Genomic DNA, 16,924 nt, shown 5'->3' with positions numbered 1-16,924 from the left:
TTCTGCTACGAACTTCGAAGGAGAACGATCATGAAGGCTCCACTGAACCTTTCCGGGTCAGCGCCAGCGAAACGGGCTACGGCCATCGATTCCATCATCTCCTCGATGAGATCGATGGGGAGAGGGTCGTGGGCGATCCTCTCCATACTGCTCGCATTGCTCTTTGTCACGATCGCGCTGGCCTATCTGGGCTGGACCAGCGCGGCGAACGTAGACGTCCCGGCTTCGGGCTATGTCGCCCTTGTGTTCGGTGTGGTCGTTTCGATTGCCGTCGGTTGCGGTTTGATGGCGCTGGTCTTCTACAGCAGTCGGGCCGGGTACGATGAGCCCGCAAGGCTGGTGAAGGGCCAAGATCCGCGCGACCCGCAGCCGTAACGGCCTGCCAAGTCCAGACCACCCGCGCCGCTCGATAGCCTATTGTATTCGGATGGAAGTCGCGAGCTCGAGCACGCGCTCATACCTTGAGATGAGCGAACTCTTCCAAGCGTTTTATGGTCGGGCAGACCCATAGCGTGCACGTTATGGAAGTCTTCTCGCGGAGAATCAGGACGGATGCCAGCTATGTCGCCATCGCTCAATCGAAGTCCAGCCTTGGATGCGACCGACCCGGGCGATGAGGGCTGCGGGCTCAATGCTTGCCTTGTCCGTCGCCGGAATCCGTCTTGGCGCGTTCCGCCCGCGGAGTTCCGCAGATCACGCTTACGGCTCTTTGGGCGATCTCCCTCAGTTCTGTACGGTGAGCCCCCGCACGGGCGCGGATCGCAATGCTGTGCATGGTGGCAGATGCGAGGACGGCGAGGGCAGCGGGATCAGAATCTGGCTGCAGCTCACCCCTTTCGCGCGCAGCGCGCAAACGAGCTTCGAAATAGCCGTCGATCATCTGGAGGCCCTTCGCCACACCGTTCCGGATTGCGGTGTCTGCGGCAGCTTCAACGACCGCGGTCCCGATCACGAAGCAGCCGCGCGCACTTCCCTTGCCCGAGAAATAGATCGATAGCGCCGCGTCGTAGGCAAGCATCAGCGCCTCGTGCAAGGGACGATCCTCCGTGAGAGCCTCACGTGTGGCGGTGAGGCTGATTTCCCAATAGCGCGAGAGCGCCTTCAGGTAGATCGCGCGCTTGTTGCCAAATGCCGCATAGAGGCTGGGGGGATTCATGCCGGTCGCTGCTGCGATACCGTCGAGCGAGGTGCCGGAATAGCCCGCTCGCCAGAATTCGTCGGTTGCCCGCTTGAGGGCTACCTCCGGGTCATAGGCGCGGGGGCGGCCTCGACCGGCAGCTTTGGGTTTCTTGGTCCGTCGTGTCATGCGCTTCAGGCCTCCCTGCTCGTTGGAGTATATTTATATAGATCGTTACAAAAAACAATGGTGCACCCTTGATCGGCGCGACGTTGTCTCATAATTGTATGAAACGTTACAAAATGGAGTAGAGGAGAAGGCTCGATGCGATCAGATGATTTGCCTTCCGCCGGCATCGGCGACCGCCTCATGTCGCGCGAAAGCGGGCTGGGAGGCGCCGGCTCCAGCGGCGAAGTGGTGCCGATCGTTGCCGAGAAGATCGGCGCTGCCGGGGAAGAAGCACTCTCGCAGGCGTCCGAGCCGACAGCAAGGGTCGCAATAGTGGCGGGGGCGGCGATGGAAGCACGGCTCGATCGGGTTCCCGGCGAGCGGCCATTCGAGGGCCGAACCGTGCCGGCAAGGACCGTGAGGGAGCGGTTGCGCAGACCGCTCATGCTTGCGGTACCGATCGTGCTGGGTGTGCTCGGTATCATCTATTATCTCGCCGAAGAGCCCTATGTGTCGACCGACGATGCGTTCGTTCGCGCGGCGAAGGTGACCGTAAATGCGCGGGTTGCCGGCCAGGCCGTGGACATCGCCGTCCGCGACAACGAGCGCGTGCGGCAGGGGCAGGTCCTGTTCCGCATCGATCCGGAGCCCTATCAGATCGCGGTCGATCAGGCTGAGGCGCGGCTCGGCAGCACGCGCCTTCAGATCGAAGCGCTCAAGACCACCTATCATCAGCAACAGGCCGAATTGCAGTCGGCCCGGGACTCAGCGACGTTCGCCGAGCGTGAGTATGATCGCAAGAAGGCGCTGGTCGCCAACGATTTCACGCCGCGTGCGGTTTACGAGCGGGCCGAGACCGATCTCAAGGTTGCCCGCCAGCATATCGCGGCGGTGGAGCAGCAGATCGCCAGCACCGTGGCCGCACTCGATGGCAACCCGGATATCGAGATCAGTCGCCATCCGACGGTCCGCGCCGCCAAGGCTCAACTCGATAGGGCAAGGCTCGATCTATCCTACACGACGGTGACCGCGCCCGACGATGGCGTCGTGACCCGGGTCGATGAACTCCAGGTCGGCAACTTCATCAATCCGGGGACCGCCGTGTTTTCGCTACTGTCGAGCCGACGCGTCTGGATCGAGGCGAACTTCCGTGAAACGGGCTTGACTCATATGCGTCCGGGCCAGGAGGCCACGATCGACGTCGATGCTTACCCGGATCGCAAGTTCAACGCCCATATTGTCAGCATGAGCCCGGGCACCGGATCAGACTTCGCGGTGCTGCCGCCGGAGAACGCGACGGGCAATTGGGTCAAGGTCGTTCAGCGCCTGCCAGTCCGGCTCGAGTTGGACGAGGTCGATCCAAACCGGCCCCTATTCTCTGGCATCAGCGTCACTGCACGTGTCGACACCGGCCATCGCCGGGCCTGGCTTCAATTGCTGCAACCGGCCTTTGCGGGGGAAGTCAAATGACCACCCTCGCACCGAGCCTTGCATTCGACGGGCGCGGCGCGGTGACGGTTGCAGCCCTGATGGCCGCCTATATGGAGGCGGTCAATATTTCACTGCCGAAACGCGGCTCTGCCTTACATCCAGGGCACGCTATCGATGGCGAACGATGAGGCCGGATGGGTCTTCACCGCCTATATCGCGGCCGGCGCGCTGGTCGTGCCGATGATGCGCTGGCTCGCGGGCCGCTATGGCCGAAGGACGATATATCAGCTGTCCCTCCTGGTCTTCTGCCTCGGTCTCATGCTTGACACGATGGCGGCGACGTCGCTCCAGTTCGTGTTCGCACGGGTCGTTCAGGGGGCCGCGAGCGGGGTGCTGGCGCCTCTCTCTCTGGCGGTGTTGCTCGACGTTTTGCCGCCGGCACGCCATGGGCGGATCAGCCTCGCGTGGTCCGCATGCATCGTGCTCGGTATCAGCAGCGGCGCGAGCATCGGTGGCTGGCTCAGCGAATATCACGGCTGGCGCTCGATCTTCTATTTCAGCCTGCCGATCGCAGCTTTCATCTTCATGACCATGACGCTCTCGTTGCCGGAGAAGAAGGCAGAGCAGAGCCCGCCCTTCGATTTCTTCGGCCTGGCGGCATTTTCGCTCGGTCTAATAGGCTTGCAGATGCTGCTCGACCGGGGTGAACGGCTTGAGTGGTTCGCATCGGTGGAAATCTGGATCGAGGCGAGCATCTCGGCCCTCGGCTTCTATCTCTTCATCGTGCACATCGCGACGAGGGACGTTCACTTCTTCAACAAGGCGCTGTTCAAGGATCGCAACTTCATCTGTTCCGCGATCATCTTCTTCGCCGTTGGCTTTGTTCTGCTGCCGACTCTGGCCTTGACCTCGCCGATGCTGGAGGAACTGCTCAATTATCCCGTTGATACCGCGGGCTACGTGACCCTTGCGCGCGGGGTGACGCTGGTCGGGGCGGTGGTGATGATGGGCTTCGTCCCGCAGCGAATCGACAGTCGGTTGCTCGTTTTCGCCGGCGTTGCGGCGGTCGCGTACGCGAATTCTTTGATGCTCGGCTATTCCCCGGCGATGGACCGGCGGCTCGTTATCACGGCGACCCTGCTCCAGGGCACCGGGCTCGGCATGCTGCTTCCAGCGCTTGCCAGGACGGGTTTCAGCACGCTCGATCCAAAGTATCGGCCAGAAGGCACCGCGCTGTTCAATCTGTCGCGCGTCTACGGAAGTGCGATAGGAATCGCGGTGGTGCAGATGTTCTTCTACATCAACACCCAGGCCATGCACCTCGCGCTCGCGAAGAACCTCGCACCTTATCGTACCGCGGCGCATGTTGTCGGCACGATCGACAAGAAGGCACTCGCTGGGCTCAATGAAATGATCACGCAGCAGGCGGCCATCGTCGCGGTCATCGATCAGTTCAAAATCCTGATGTTCGCGATGCTGATCGTGAGCCCGCTCGTACTGTTTCTCAGCAAGCCACAGCCGGCTGATGGTTCGCGCGCCGGCACAAAGAAAGGATCGGAAAGATGACGTTATCCAATGCGCTTCGCGAAAGGCGGTTCTTGCTTGAGCATGGGTCCGGCCTGATGCCCGCTGCAGGATTTGGCACATTGATCCCCGACCCGGTCGTCACCAAACAGGCGACCAAGACAGCATTGGAAGCGGGATTTCGCCATCTCGATTGTGCGGAACGCTACCGGAACGAAGCAGCGGTCGGCCAGGCAATCCAGGAGTCCTTCAAAGCTGGGATCCTCAACCGCGAAGATCTGTTCGTCACGACGAAGCTATGGAACACCAATCATCGTCCGGAGCGGGTGAAGCCTGCTTTCGACGCAAGCTGCCGGCGGCTGCAGGTTGACTATGTCGACTGCTACATCATCCATACTCCCTTTGCTTTTCGTCCAGGCGACGAGCAGGACCCGAGAGACGATCAGGGGCGGGTGATCTATGACACTGGAGTCACGCTGATCGAGACGTGGCAGGCACTCGAGCAGCTTGTGGACGAAGGACGCTGCCGATCTATCGGCTTATCGGACATCGGATTGGAAAAGCTGCGTGAGATCGTTGCGGCTGCCCGGATCAAGCCTGCGGCAATTCAGGTGGAATCGCATCCTTACCTGCCGGAATGGGAGCTCCTGGAGTTCTGTCGGGAGCACGGGATCGTCCTGCAGGCGTTTGCCGCGCTGGGCCACGCCATGAAGCCGAACCTGCTCGAGGATCCCGTGATCGACAGCATCGCTCGGCGCATCCACAAGACGCCCGCACAAGTGGCGTTGGCATGGGCGATCCAGCGCGGAACAGCCTTCCTGACGACCTCAACCAAGCCTCAGCGTATCCAGGAGAGTCTCGAGTTGTCGGCTCTTCCGGATGAGGCGATGCAGAGGATCCGGGAAAAGATCACGACGAGTATCCGCTTCAACGCGGTGGTGGAAACCGGCGTGCCTGGATTCATTCCCCGGGTTGCGTGAACCAGCCTGGATGCCGTGAGTTCGTCAGCTCCAGCAAATGAAGCCCATGATCACGAACGTGGCACGTCGTGCACAGCGACGTGGAACAGCGTCGGCCGTTTTGGCCGAGATTTACAGGCCTTATGTCGGAGCTCGCAATGATGGAGTTACTATCGTACGTGAAATACCAGAAGGAGATGCGTGCACAACTGCGGTACGGTCTGGCTCGGGTGCGCAGCCTTTGGAGGAAATGGCGGCCGGCCGGCACTCATACCTAGGTATGATCGGTCTTTTCCAAAGGTCGGATGGCATTGGGAGCGGAAACCCACACAATCAATGCCTAGGCGCCGGCGGACATAGCCTCAGCGGGCTTGACTGAATGATATCCACCACGTCGGCGGGCAACAGGCGCTCGAAATCCATCAGCGAGCAAACATGCCTTTTTCCGGCTTTCGGTTCCGACAGCAAAATAAGATAGTTCACGATTGGGCTCAAAATGCTAGCTTAGTGGTGCTGTGGTCCTAGTGGCCGGCTCAACTACGAGGCTTGCGAGTGGGGCCATTTTCTCGGTTCAGCGCGAACAGATTGGGCAGCCTCGATATTCTATCGGAGGAAAGCGGACTGGTCCTCCGCCGGGGGTGGCGCGAAGACACTGAAGGTGAGAGCGGGGATGTGCTGATCGTATTCCCGGCTTCGGAGCAGCCAACGCCGGCAAGCCTCGATCGCATCGTCCGAGAGTATTCCTTCAAGGATGAACTCGACAGTAAATGGGCGGCGCGACCGCTCGAACTCGTGCGAGACGGCGGCCGAACAATTCTTGTGCTTGAAGATCCTGGCGGCGAGTCGCTGAGCAATCTGCTGGGAAACCCGATAGAAGTCGGTCGCTGCCTGCGCATCGCTATCGGCACTGCTGTTTGCCTTGGCAAAGCTCATGAGCACGGCTTTATCCATAAGGACGTTAAGCCTGCCAATATTCTGGTGGACGAAACGGCTGATGAGGTGCGGCTAACGGGCTTCGGAATTGCGTCGCGAATTGCACGAGAACGACAGTCGCCTGATCCTCCGGAGATCATTGCTGGGACGCTAGCCTACATGGCGCCGGAGCAGACGGGGCGAATGAATCGTTCGATCGATTCGCGCAGTGACCTCTATTCGTTCGGCATCACACTTTACGAAATGCTCACCGGAAGACTTCCATTTGCTGCTTCCGATCCGATGGAGTGGGTGCACTGTCATATCGCACGGCCGCCCCCTGCGCCGCGCGAGCAAGTAAGCGAAATTCCCGACGTGCTTTCGTCAATCGTAATGAAGCTTCTCGAAAAAACCGCGGAGCAACGTTATCAGACGGCCTCGGGGCTTGAAGCTGACCTGCGTCAATGCCTGAGGGAATGGCAGTCGCGCTATTGCATCACCCCATTTCTGCTTGGCGCGCGCGATGCTTCCGACCGGCTGCTTATTCCCGAGAAGCTGTATGGGCGCGACGGTGAAATCGCCACGCTGATAGCGTCCTTCGACCGGGTTGTACGCGAAGGCAGGCCAGAACTCGTTCTGTTTTCCGGCTACTCCGGGATTGGCAAATCCTCGGTCGTCAATGAACTCCATAGATCTCTCGTCCCGCCTCGGGGATTCTTTGCATCGGGCAAGTTCGACCAGTACAAACGAGACGTTCCTTATGCGATTTTCGCCCAAGCGTTCCAAACGCTGGTGCGTCAGATTCTTGTCAAGAGCGAAGCAGAGGTAGATCAACGGCGCCGCGCTCTGCTGGAAGCATTGGGACCGAATGGCCAACTCATCGTCAACCTTATCCCTGAACTCGAATTCATCATCGGCAAGCAACCACCCGCGACGGAACTGGCGCCGCAAGAAGCCCGCGCGCGTTTTCAATTGGTGTTCCTGCGCTTTATTGGCGTCTTCGCACGCCCTGAGCATCCGCTGGCCCTGTTTCTCGATGACTTGCAATGGTTGGACACGGCGAGTCTGGACCTGCTGGAGTACGTGGCAACCCATCCAGACGTTAGGCATCTGCTATTGATCGGTGCCTACCGCGATAACGAAGTAACCTCGTCTCATCCGCTGATGCGGAGATTGACTGTGCTTCGCGATCGGGGGGTGAAAGTCCATGACATTGTACTCGCACCCCTCGACGTGGTTGACGTTCAACGGCTCACGGCCGACGCTTTACCCAAGAGTTTGGAGTCCACTGCTCCTCTCGCGCTGTCGATCCACGAGAGAACCGGCGGCAACCCGTTTTTCGCGATCCAACTGCTCACCTCACTCGCTGAGGAAGGGCTGCTCAAGTTCGATCGGGGCGTAGCCTGTTGGGTCTGGGATTTGGAACGGATACGCGCCAAGGGCTATTCCAGCAACGTGGCGCATCTCATGCTGGGCAAGCTACGGCGTTTGTCGCAGCATACGCAGAGCGCTCTCCAAAAATTCGCATGTCTCGGGAATGTGGCGAAGATCGGACTCCTGAGCGCTGCCTTGGGACAATCTGACGGCGAAATCCACGCCGTCTTGTCGGAAGCCGCCTACGCCGGACTGATTGTCCGCTTGGAGCAATCGTATGCCTTCCTCCATGATCGGATACAGGAGGCGGCCTACGTGCTTATCTCGGAACGCGAGCGCGCGGCAGTGCACCTGGGGATCGGCCGGTTGCTGCTCGCGAAGCTGGGGGTGGATGCCTTGGCTGAATATCTGTTCGATGTCGCCGGTCAGTTGAACAGTGGCGCCAAAATGCTGGTCGACGGCGGCGAGAAGGCCGAGGTGGCGGAGGTTAACCTGCAAGCAGGTCGTGAGGCAAAAGCATCCGCCGCATATGCTTCAGCACTCAAGTATTTCGTGACGGGAGTGGAGCTATTAGGCGAGCATGGCTGGGTGAGCCATCGCGACCTGATTTTCCAACTGGAGTTGGAGCGGGCTGGATGTGAATTTCTCGTCGGCGATCTCGCAGCGGCAGATAAGCGATTGGCTGCTCTGTCCAACCGTGCAACCAACACCCTTGAGCGCGCGTCGTTGGCGTCCTTGCATGTAGACGTTTGCACAACTCTCGATCAGAGCGACCGCGCCATTGCCGTGGCGCTCGAGTACCTGCGACACGTGGGTATCAAGTGGTCGCCACACCCAACAGAACATGAAGCAAGATTGGAATACGAGCGCGCACCTGGTCTCTACTCCGAAGCCGCGAGGTTGAAGAACTTATCGACTTGCCTGTGATGAGCAACCCGGAATACGTCGCGGCTCTTGATGTTCTTGAGAGGTGCCTGAAAACTGCGTTGTACACTGATGCCAACCTCCTTTCTCTGTTAATCTGCGGAATGGTCAACATAAGTTTGGAGCACGGCCACGCCGGAGCATCGTGTGATGGTTACATCTGGTTTGGCATGATCGCCGGATCAAAATTTGGCGATTATGAGAGGGGCTTCCGGTTCGGCCAACTCGGCTACGAGCTTGTCGAGCGAGGAGGGTTCGAACGGTACAAGGCCCACACCTATTTATCTTTCGCGGTTCTCATCGTGCCATGGACCAAGCACGTGCGCATTGGCGAGGAATTGATCCATCGCGCATTTGATGCCGCAAATGCCATCGGAGATCTCACGACAGCGGCATCGTGCGGCGTTGATTTGTTTGGAAATCTTCTCGCGCGCGGAGCCGCGCTCGCTGAGATGCAGCGCAAGGCCGAGCAGAGCCTCGAGTTTTCCCGGAATGCCCGCTTCGGCCTTTTGACCGACATCGGCGCGATCCAGCTTGCACTAATTCGTACGCTTCGTGGTCTCACAGAGAATTTTGGATGTTTGAGCGATTCGCAATTCAATGAGATGGAAGTCGAGTACCGATTGTCGAATCAAGAGGGCCACGCGATCGAGGCGTGCTGGTACTGGGTGCGTAAGCTGCAGGCGCGCTTCTTTGCGGGCGACTATGCGGCTGCCGTCGCTGCATCCTTGAACGCACAAAGCCTACTCTGGACCTCACCCTCGTTTTTGGAAACCGCAGACGCTCATTTCTACGGGGCTCTTGCCCGAGCCTGCGCTTTCGATTTTGCGACCGACGATGCGCGACGAGAGCACTTCGAGGCGCTGGCCGCTCACCACCGCCAGCTTGCAATTTGGGCGCAAAATTGCCCCGAGAATTTCGAAAACCGTTCTGCACTCGTGGCCGCGGAGATTGCCCGGGTTGAAGGCCGCGTTGCCGACGCTGTGCGCCTCTATGAGCAGGCAATTCGCTCGGCCCGGGAGAACGGCTTCGTTCAGAACGAAGCCGTGGCCTTTGAGGCAGCTGCGAGGTTCTACAATGCGTGTGGTTCTGAGACATCCGCCAACACCCATCTGTCCAATGCTCGTCAGTGTTATCTCAGTTGGGGCGCCGACGGCAAAGTGCAGCAGCTCGATCGCCTTTACCCGCATTTGGTCGCTCCGGCGGGGCGGTCTTCTGCAGCGATGGTAGGCTCTCCGCTCCAAAATCTCGATGTTGCAAGCGTCATCCAAGCGTCTCAGGCTTTGTCTGGCGAGATCATGTTGCCTAAGCTGATCGAGCGCCTCATGACGATCGCGATCGAGAATGCGGGTGCGGATCGCGGCCTTTTGATCCTGCCGTCTGGGGACGAATATCTCATCCAGGCAGAGGGACGGACGACCGTCGATCAGGTCGACGTCAAGATGGAAACAGCAGCCCATTGCCGGGAGTTGCTGCCCCGAATCGGTTGTCCGCTATGTCATCCGCACGCGTGAAAGCGTGATTCTCGATGATGCCTCCAAGCCAAGCCTGTTCTCTGGCGACGACTATCTGCGCGAACAACAATCGAAGTCGGTGCTCTGCCTACCGTTGATCAAACAGCGGAAATTGACAGGAGTTCTCCTCCTCGAAAACAGGCTGACGTCTCACGCATTCACACCTACTCATGTCGCAGTTCTCGAATTGCTGGCGGCGCAAGCAGCGATCTCGCTGGAGAACACGCTCCTTTATCGTGACCTGCAGGAGCGGGAGGCGAAAGTTCGCCGCCTGTTCGAGTCGAATATCATCGGAATTTTGATCGGGAACCCCGATGACCACATCCTAGAGGCCAATCAGGCGTTTCTCCAGATTGTTGGATACGATCAAGCGGACATCGCATCGGGTCGATTGCGCCGAACAGAGCTGACGCCCCCGGAATGGCATGAACGAGACGCGCGGGCTGTGGCTGAAATGAAGACGACCGGAACCGTTCAGCCGTTCGAGAAGGAATACTTTCGGAAAGATGGCAGTCGCGTGCCGGTGCTGGTCGGAGGAGCAACTCTAGGCGAACGAGAAGACGCCGTTGTCGTCTTCGCGCTCGACTTGACAGAGAGAAAGCGCGCCGAGGCAGAGTTGGCGCACGCAAATCGCGTCGCGACGATGGGGCAGCTCACGGCCTCGATCGCCCATGAGGTCAATCAACCTCTCGCGGCCGCAATTACGAACGCTGAAACCGCTGCGCGCTGGCTCGCTCATCAGCCGCCAAATCTGGAAAAAGCGAAGCAGTCGATCGACCGTATCGTCAACGACGGTAAGCGCGCCGCCGATATTGTGAGCCGAATTCGTGAGTTGTCCAAAAAGACGCCGGCGCGGAAGCAAGGCCTCGAAATCAACGAAGCAATTCTCGACGTTGTCGGACTAACACGCGCTGTGATGTTAGATGCTGGCGTTTTGGCGAAAATGGACTTGGCAAGGGGACTGCCGCTTATTCTGGGAGATACGGTCCAGTTGCAACAGGTGATCCTGAACCTCAACATGAACGCTATTGAAGCGATGAGCGAGGTCGGGGAGGGATTGCGGGAATTGTCGATCAGCACCAGTTTGGTCGAATCGGGTAGCGTACTTATCGCGATCAGCGACACAGGCCCCGGTCTGCCACAAGCAAATTCAGAGCGTATCTTCGAGGCCTTTTATACGACCAAGGCCAGCGGTATGGGCATGGGCTTGGCGATCTGCCGTTCGATCGTTGAAGCGCATGGCGGTAGGCTTTGGGCAACGCCGAACAAGCCTCGCGGCGCCGTCTTCTGCTTGACGTTGCCGAGCTGGAGATCGCTCGGGAGTTCATCCGAAGCCTAGCTTCGGCCGAAGAAGCGAGTCCTATGAGGAATCCGGTCCGACAGTTGTGATGGCAAGCACGCCTTCATGTCTATGCCAAACGGCTTACTGAGATTGATCCGACAAGGACGTGCCTTAAATCTTGAGCAGCAAGCACCTGGTCCAGCGCTCCCCAAGATCGAGCGCTGGCTTTGGCACGCGGATTGACGGTATTACAAAGCAGTGTGCTCACCAGGACAAAAGGCACGCCCGCTCGAGTTGTTCAACCAATCGACTTCGATAGCTGCTGAAAGCATCGGAGCTCCAAAGCGCAGAAATTTTCTTGTGGATCCAAGAGCAAAGACTTGTGACGGACCGGATATCGGCATTTGACCATTGACGGACCCGAGTTGTCGTTACTGATCAATGTGTTATGTTCGCTATGAACAATCGAGTGGGAGTAGGGTAGTCGCCGGCTGTGGCGCAGTTTGGCGTAGTTTGGTCGATTTGTTCTCGCTTCCTTCGCGTTGAGAATTTTGACCGAAGCAGTGAGCTTGGCTTATCCCAGCAGAGGTCCGAAATCCATTGCGTCTTCACTGATGGAGTATCGCTGCGCGCTCGATCGTACAGAAGGTCGGGCGCTTAAAGCCTGGCTAGGAGCACCGACGGGTTTTGGGGCAAACCGGACATCGGCGCCCATCGTGAGGTCGCCAGCGAGCCAAAGCTGCCTTCGAACGCTGGGACGTAGGCTTACGCGCGAGTCGTCAAAGCCGAGAGCTGATCTGTATCGTAGCGGTTTCGCAGATCGGCGAGCGCCTTTGGATCCGGCGCCCCCTGCGCTGCGAGTTTCGCGAGCTCTTCGAAATAATACTCATGGCCGGGCGGAGAAACGGTCATCAGCACGCGAGCCGACTTCTCGCTGATGTTGTGCGGCACTCCCGGCGGGATGAACAGATAGGTTCCGGGTGTTGCGCGGATCGTCCTGTCGCCGACATGCCACTCACACTCGCCCTCGAGCAGGTAGAAGGTCTCCTCCTGCACCCGGTGAACATGCCGCCCTGTGGCGAACCCCGCCGGGATCGTCCAGTCGAACATGCTCGTGTGCTTGGTATTTTCGCCGGTGACGAGGAACACCACAGGGTGACCACGCAGGATGACCCCCTTCGTCTCATCGGGCATGCGAATGACGGCATCGGCGCTCATGTGATCCTCCATTGACCAAATGCTAATTCCTGCAAGCACTTGTGCAACATCGGCCGTCCGTGCCGGGATGTCGTGAATCCGTTCCCAAAAATCTGCTAAAATCGCCGAATGACAGTCAGGGGCGACCTTTACCAGTTCGGCCCGTTCCGCCTCGACCTAGAGGCGGGCATTCTATACCGAGGGGCCGAACCAACCATGCTTGGGCAGCGCGCCGTCGCGTTGCTGCGCCGGCTGCTCGAAAACGCGGGCGTACCGGTGTCCAAGGACGCCTTGGTCGAGGCCGGTTGGGGTGGATTCGCGGTTGCCGATAACAATCTAACGGTTCAGATCGCCGCCTTGCGCCGGGTGCTGGCGGAGGCGGCGGATGCCGAGAGCTGGATCGAAACGCTGCCGCGGCGCGGCTATCGGTATATCGGACCGGCCGTTGTCACCAATGTTCCCGATGCGTCGGCTGCCGCCCGCGCCGCATCGGCACCGCCCTTGCCCGACAGACCGTCCATCGCCGTTCTGCCGTTCTCGAACCTGAGCGGCGATCCGGAGCAGGAGTACTTCGCCGATGGGATGGTCGACGACATCATCACCGGTCTCGCACGCATCAACTGGCTCTTCGTCATCGCGCGAAACTCGACCTTCAACTACAAGGGCCGTGCCGTGGACGTGAAGCAGGTCGGCCGCGAGCTTGGCGTGCGCTATGTGCTCGAAGGCAGCGTGCGCAAGGCCGGCGGCAGCGTGCGCGTGACCAGCCAAATGATCGACGCCTCGACCGGCGCCCACGTCTGGGCCGAGCGCTACGACCGCAGCTCCGACAATATTTTCGCAATTCAGGACGAGATCGCGCTGTCGGCGGTGGGCGCGATTGCGCCGAGCGTGCGGAAAGCCGAAATCGAACGTGTCAGGCGGAAACGACCTGACAGTCTCGATGCCTACGATCTCGTGCTGCGAGCCCAGCCTGACGTCGATTCAGGCATGCCGGAGCAAGTGACGAGAGCGCTTGCGCTTCTCGAGCGTGCGATCGCACTCGAGCCGGCTTATGCGCTGGCGCATGGCAATGCCGCGATGTGTCACCATTGCCTGTTCCTTCGCGCCGGCCTGCAGGAGGTCAACCGTGCCGCTTCGATCCGCCACGCCCGATCGGCCATTGTCCATGGACAAGACGATGCGCTCGCTCTGACATGGGCCGGATTTTCCATCGGCATGGATGCGCACGATCGCGCCGCCGCATTTGCAGCGTTGGAAGCTGCCCTCGCCATCAGCCCCTCATCGGCGCTGACCTACATTCTCGGCAGCGTTATTCTGGGATGGGGCGTCGAAGCGGAGCGCGCGATCGAATGGAGCGAGCAGGGTCTGCGGCTGAGCCCGTTCGACTCGTGGGCCTGGGCCGCGTTTGACGCGCAAGCAATGAGCCATTTGCTGCGCGGACGTTACGACGAAGCCTGTCGTGCGGCCTACAGATCCGTCCAAGCCAATCCGGCACATAGCATCACCTATGTGCAATTGGCCGCCGCACTGGCCAAACTTGGCCGGCTGACGAAGCGAGGGCGGCCGCCGCGCGTGTGCTCGAGCTCCAGCCGGCCTTTCGCTACAGCCGTCAGTTTGCTGGTGTAAACTGTGCGCCAGCGCTCGCGGAGGCTCTCGGCGGCGCGCTGCGGGATGCCGGATTGCCGGAATAGCCCGGGTTTCGACGAGCTTACATCTCTGACCGCCGGCGACCTGCAAAGACCGCGCGAACTGCAGGGACGTGTTTGGTTTGGCCCGGATGCGCCGTTGTCTGCTCAGGAACGACCCACCTCATTTGTGAGGAGGTCCCGCTTTTCGTCGGACGTCGGTGAAACGGCCTGCCGATCCCGGCGGGCAACGATACGGCGGAACAGCCAGAGGACAACCGGACAAGCCAGGAGCACGATAGCGCCGAAGTCGAGCGCGGCGCGCGCGGAGCCGGCCGACGTGGAGAGCTTTCCTCCGATCGCAGGTCCCGCCAGCATGCCGGCGTAGAAGACCGTGTAGAATATCCCCATTCCGATCGGCCGCATCTTCTGATCGAGCACACGCGCAGGCAAGCTCATGATCGCACCGGCGGGCAGGCCACAGACGATTCCAAGAGCGACGACGATGGGAAGCACCGTGCCGCTTCGCGACAGGACAAGTGTCAGGAGAGCGAAAGAGCTGCAGCCTGTCGCCAGGATGGCATCGCCGCGCTTGGTCCGATCGGCGAGGAAGCCGCCGAGCGGAACCGAAAGGGCGGCGAGCCAGAGCACGATACTGATGGTTGATCCGGCTGCTGCACCCGACCAGCCTTGCTCGACGAGCATCGACGGGCCGAAACTGAAGATCATCGCAAAACCGATGTTGTAGAGGCACCAGATCAAGCCGGCGGCAATCACGGCGCAGATCGTATCGGCGGTCAGGCTGCCGCGCTCGCCTTCAACGGCGACGATCGCATCTGGCGCGCGATAGACCGAAGCGATAAGGCAGAGGCCGATCAGGATCACCCCTGCGACGGCGAGATGGACGGCATGGAGCCCGAACGTGGCTCCGACTGCTGGCAACAGCATGAGAGCGGCTGCGATGCCAGCCGGCCATGAGTTGATGAAGATGGCCATCGCGGTGGCGATCTCCCGACCGGCAAACCAGTCCGCGACCATCTTGGTCATCAGAACGTTCAGGAGAACGCCGCCGATGCCGGCCGTCAGCCGGCCCACGATCTGCGTGCTCCATGACGTTGACGTGATCATCAGCAGTTCGCCTGCCAGCATCAGCAGGAGCCCGGCAAGGACCGTCATCTTGTCGCCATAGCGGCGGCCGATCGCGCCGCCGGGCAGCGCAAGCGCAGCGCCCGGCGCAAAATAGAGTCCGATCAGAACGCCGATATCGGCCAGATTCGCACCCAGGCTCTGGCTGAGCTGTGGCGCGACCGCCGCGATGCTCTGAAACTGGAAAGCGATGGCGGCACGCGCGACGAACAGGGCAGCAAGAATGGTCCAGCGGCTTCGCATTTGAATTTTCCCCGATACCGCGAACTATGTCATCGGTCGGATATTCTGATTCAGACGGAAGAGATTGGTCGGATCGTATCTGGTCTTGAGTGCGGCCAACCGCGCATAGTTCTCGCCATAGGCGGCGCGGACGCGATCCTCGCCCTCATCGCCGAGATTATTGGCGTAGACGCCGCCGGTCGAATAGGGCCTAACGGCGCTCCACAGTTCGCGCGCCCAACGCATGTTCGCGTCGTCGCCGGCCGGATCGTCCCAGATCGCGACCGGAAAGCAGTCGAACGCTGCATCGCGATTTGCGTAAGGCGAATCCGGCGTTGGAACCCGCGCGATTGCTCCGCCGACGTGCTGGAAGACCAGCAAGGACGAGGTGTTGGGCGCTTTCGCATAGGCGTCGAGCAGTGCGTCGATCGCGCCCGCACTGATCTCGCGCAGGAACTGCGCCTTCCAGTAATAGCGACGTCCCCGCGGAAACAGGGCATCGCCTCCCGACTGAACCTCAAGATAAGGGACAGGTGCGAGGCGCGTCTCGACGGGCGAGCCGAACCTGACGATCGGTGAAAGGGCTCGCTCGCCGTCATGATGCGAGCCGACATAGCAGGCGGAGATGCTGAAGAACCGTTCGCCGGACGGCAGCGTGACCAGGGCTGCATCGACGTTCGCTTCGTCAGGGGCGCGGCGGGCGAATTCATCATAGAAACGCATGGCCTCGCGCGCCTCGTCATATCGATGCAGTGCTGACGCGATGAGCAGCGAGGTGCCGATGCAATGAAGCCGATATTCGAACGCTGTCACGATGCCAAAATTACCGCCGCCACCCCGAAGACCCCAGAAGAGGTCGGGGTGTTCGGTCGCGCTGGCCCTCAGGATCTTTCCTTCGGCTGTCACCACGTCGGCGGCAATCAGGTTGTCGCAGGTCAGTCCGTATTTGCGTCCGAGCTTGCCAAAGCCGCCGCCAAGCGTGAGCCCGGCGATACCGGTATCGCTGTTGACGCCCATGGTGGTCGCCAGGCCATGCTCTTGTGTCGCCCTGTCGAACTCGCCTAGATTGAGGCCGGCCTCCGCGCGGGCGATCCGGCGGACCGGATCGACCTCGATCTGCTTCATGTGCGACAGGTCGATGATCATGCCGCCGTCGCAGACCGACAGGCCGGCGACATTGTGGCCGCCGCTGCGGACCGCGATGCAGAAGCGATGGGATCTTGCGAACGCGACGGCCCGAGCGACGTCCTCGGCGCCGGCACAATAGGCGATCATGGCCGGCCGCTTGTCGATAGCGCCATTCCAGACCTTGCGCGCCTCGTCGTAATCGACGCTCCCCTCGAGGACCACATTGCCCTTGAGCCGTAGCTGCGGGGTGAGCCGAGGTTCGGCGTTCGATTTGCCCATCAGGTCGTCGTGTGGCTGCTGCTGCTCCATCTGATTTGCTCCTCGCCGCGAATGCCCAGGCATCTTCTCACGGAGCGCCGGATCATTTCCTGAATCCGATCCGAAAAAGTTGCAAATTTTGC

The 16,924-nt window shown here is 60.2% G+C and carries 12 protein-coding genes and 1 pseudogene; 9 read left to right on the top strand and 4 right to left on the bottom strand.

The genetic code is table 11. The features are described from left to right. Window positions 1-30: 30 nt before the first annotated feature. The gene (locus tag ACVWW1_RS13520) at window positions 31-375 is read left to right on the top strand and encodes a hypothetical protein (RefSeq protein WP_456656127.1); all 345 of its coding nucleotides are present in this window, start codon (window positions 31-33) and stop codon (window positions 373-375) included. A 253-nt stretch (window positions 376-628) separates the two neighbouring features. Here the strand turns inward: ACVWW1_RS13520 and ACVWW1_RS13515 are convergent, their stop codons facing one another. After that, entirely contained in the window at window positions 629-1,306 is a 678-nt protein-coding gene (locus ACVWW1_RS13515; protein WP_456656126.1) for a TetR/AcrR family transcriptional regulator, read from the bottom strand. A gap of 135 nt (window positions 1,307-1,441) precedes the next feature. Between ACVWW1_RS13515 and ACVWW1_RS13510 the strand changes: the two genes are divergently transcribed. The 7 genes from ACVWW1_RS13510 to ACVWW1_RS13480 all read left to right on the top strand — a co-directional run bounded on the left by ACVWW1_RS13510 (window position 1,442) and on the right by ACVWW1_RS13480 (window position 11,262). Continuing rightward, window positions 1,442-2,755 (top strand): HlyD family secretion protein, encoded by a 1,314-nt coding sequence (locus ACVWW1_RS13510; RefSeq protein WP_456656125.1) that lies wholly within the window; start codon window positions 1,442-1,444, stop codon window positions 2,753-2,755. Then, entirely contained in the window at window positions 2,752-2,904 is a 153-nt protein-coding gene (locus ACVWW1_RS13505) for a hypothetical protein (protein ID WP_456656124.1), read from the top strand. The genes ACVWW1_RS13510 and ACVWW1_RS13505 overlap by 4 nt, the downstream gene beginning before the upstream one ends. Continuing rightward, the gene (locus tag ACVWW1_RS13500; protein ID WP_456656123.1) at window positions 2,891-4,282 is read left to right on the top strand and encodes an MFS transporter; all 1,392 of its coding nucleotides are present in this window, start codon (window positions 2,891-2,893) and stop codon (window positions 4,280-4,282) included. The genes ACVWW1_RS13505 and ACVWW1_RS13500 overlap by 14 nt, the downstream gene beginning before the upstream one ends. Further along, complete coding sequence (locus ACVWW1_RS13495) at window positions 4,279-5,220, top strand: aldo/keto reductase (RefSeq protein WP_456656122.1); 942 nt, start codon at window positions 4,279-4,281, stop codon at window positions 5,218-5,220. Before ACVWW1_RS13500 ends, ACVWW1_RS13495 begins: the two co-directional genes overlap by 4 nt. A gap of 564 nt (window positions 5,221-5,784) precedes the next feature. Then, window positions 5,785-8,412, top strand: coding sequence for an ATP-binding protein (locus ACVWW1_RS13490; RefSeq protein WP_456656121.1), 2,628 nt, complete (start codon window positions 5,785-5,787; stop codon window positions 8,410-8,412). Next, window positions 8,412-9,923 (top strand): hypothetical protein, encoded by a 1,512-nt coding sequence (locus tag ACVWW1_RS13485; protein ID WP_456656120.1) that lies wholly within the window; start codon window positions 8,412-8,414, stop codon window positions 9,921-9,923. Before ACVWW1_RS13490 ends, ACVWW1_RS13485 begins: the two co-directional genes overlap by 1 nt. Then, entirely contained in the window at window positions 9,835-11,262 is a 1,428-nt protein-coding gene (locus ACVWW1_RS13480; RefSeq protein WP_456656667.1) for an ATP-binding protein, read from the top strand. The genes ACVWW1_RS13485 and ACVWW1_RS13480 overlap by 89 nt, the downstream gene beginning before the upstream one ends. A 708-nt stretch (window positions 11,263-11,970) precedes the next feature. On the opposite strand, the gene ACVWW1_RS13475 is transcribed toward ACVWW1_RS13480, so the two are convergent. Beyond that, the gene (locus ACVWW1_RS13475) at window positions 11,971-12,423 is read right to left on the bottom strand and encodes a cupin domain-containing protein (RefSeq protein ID WP_456656119.1); all 453 of its coding nucleotides are present in this window, start codon (window positions 12,421-12,423) and stop codon (window positions 11,971-11,973) included. 108 nt (window positions 12,424-12,531) lie between these two features. Between ACVWW1_RS13475 and ACVWW1_RS13470 the strand changes: the two are divergent. Beyond that, window positions 12,532-14,093, top strand: a pseudogene (locus ACVWW1_RS13470) (winged helix-turn-helix domain-containing tetratricopeptide repeat protein). 102 nt (window positions 14,094-14,195) lie between these two features. Here the strand turns inward: ACVWW1_RS13470 and ACVWW1_RS13465 are convergent. Together ACVWW1_RS13465 and ACVWW1_RS13460 are read right to left on the bottom strand one after the other, a co-directional pair. Next, on the bottom strand, window positions 14,196-15,416 hold the full coding sequence (locus tag ACVWW1_RS13465) for an MFS transporter (protein ID WP_456656118.1): 1,221 nt from the start codon (window positions 15,414-15,416) through the stop codon (window positions 14,196-14,198). A gap of 24 nt (window positions 15,417-15,440) precedes the next feature. Further along, on the bottom strand, window positions 15,441-16,832 hold the full coding sequence (locus tag ACVWW1_RS13460) for an FAD-binding oxidoreductase (RefSeq protein WP_456656117.1): 1,392 nt from the start codon (window positions 16,830-16,832) through the stop codon (window positions 15,441-15,443). Between the last annotated feature and the right edge of the window lie 92 nt (window positions 16,833-16,924).

Source organism: Bradyrhizobium sp. JR3.5 (assembly GCF_054057015.1).
The sequence above is the reverse complement of the archived record's forward strand: the minus strand, read 5'-3'. Positions and strand labels throughout refer to the sequence as shown.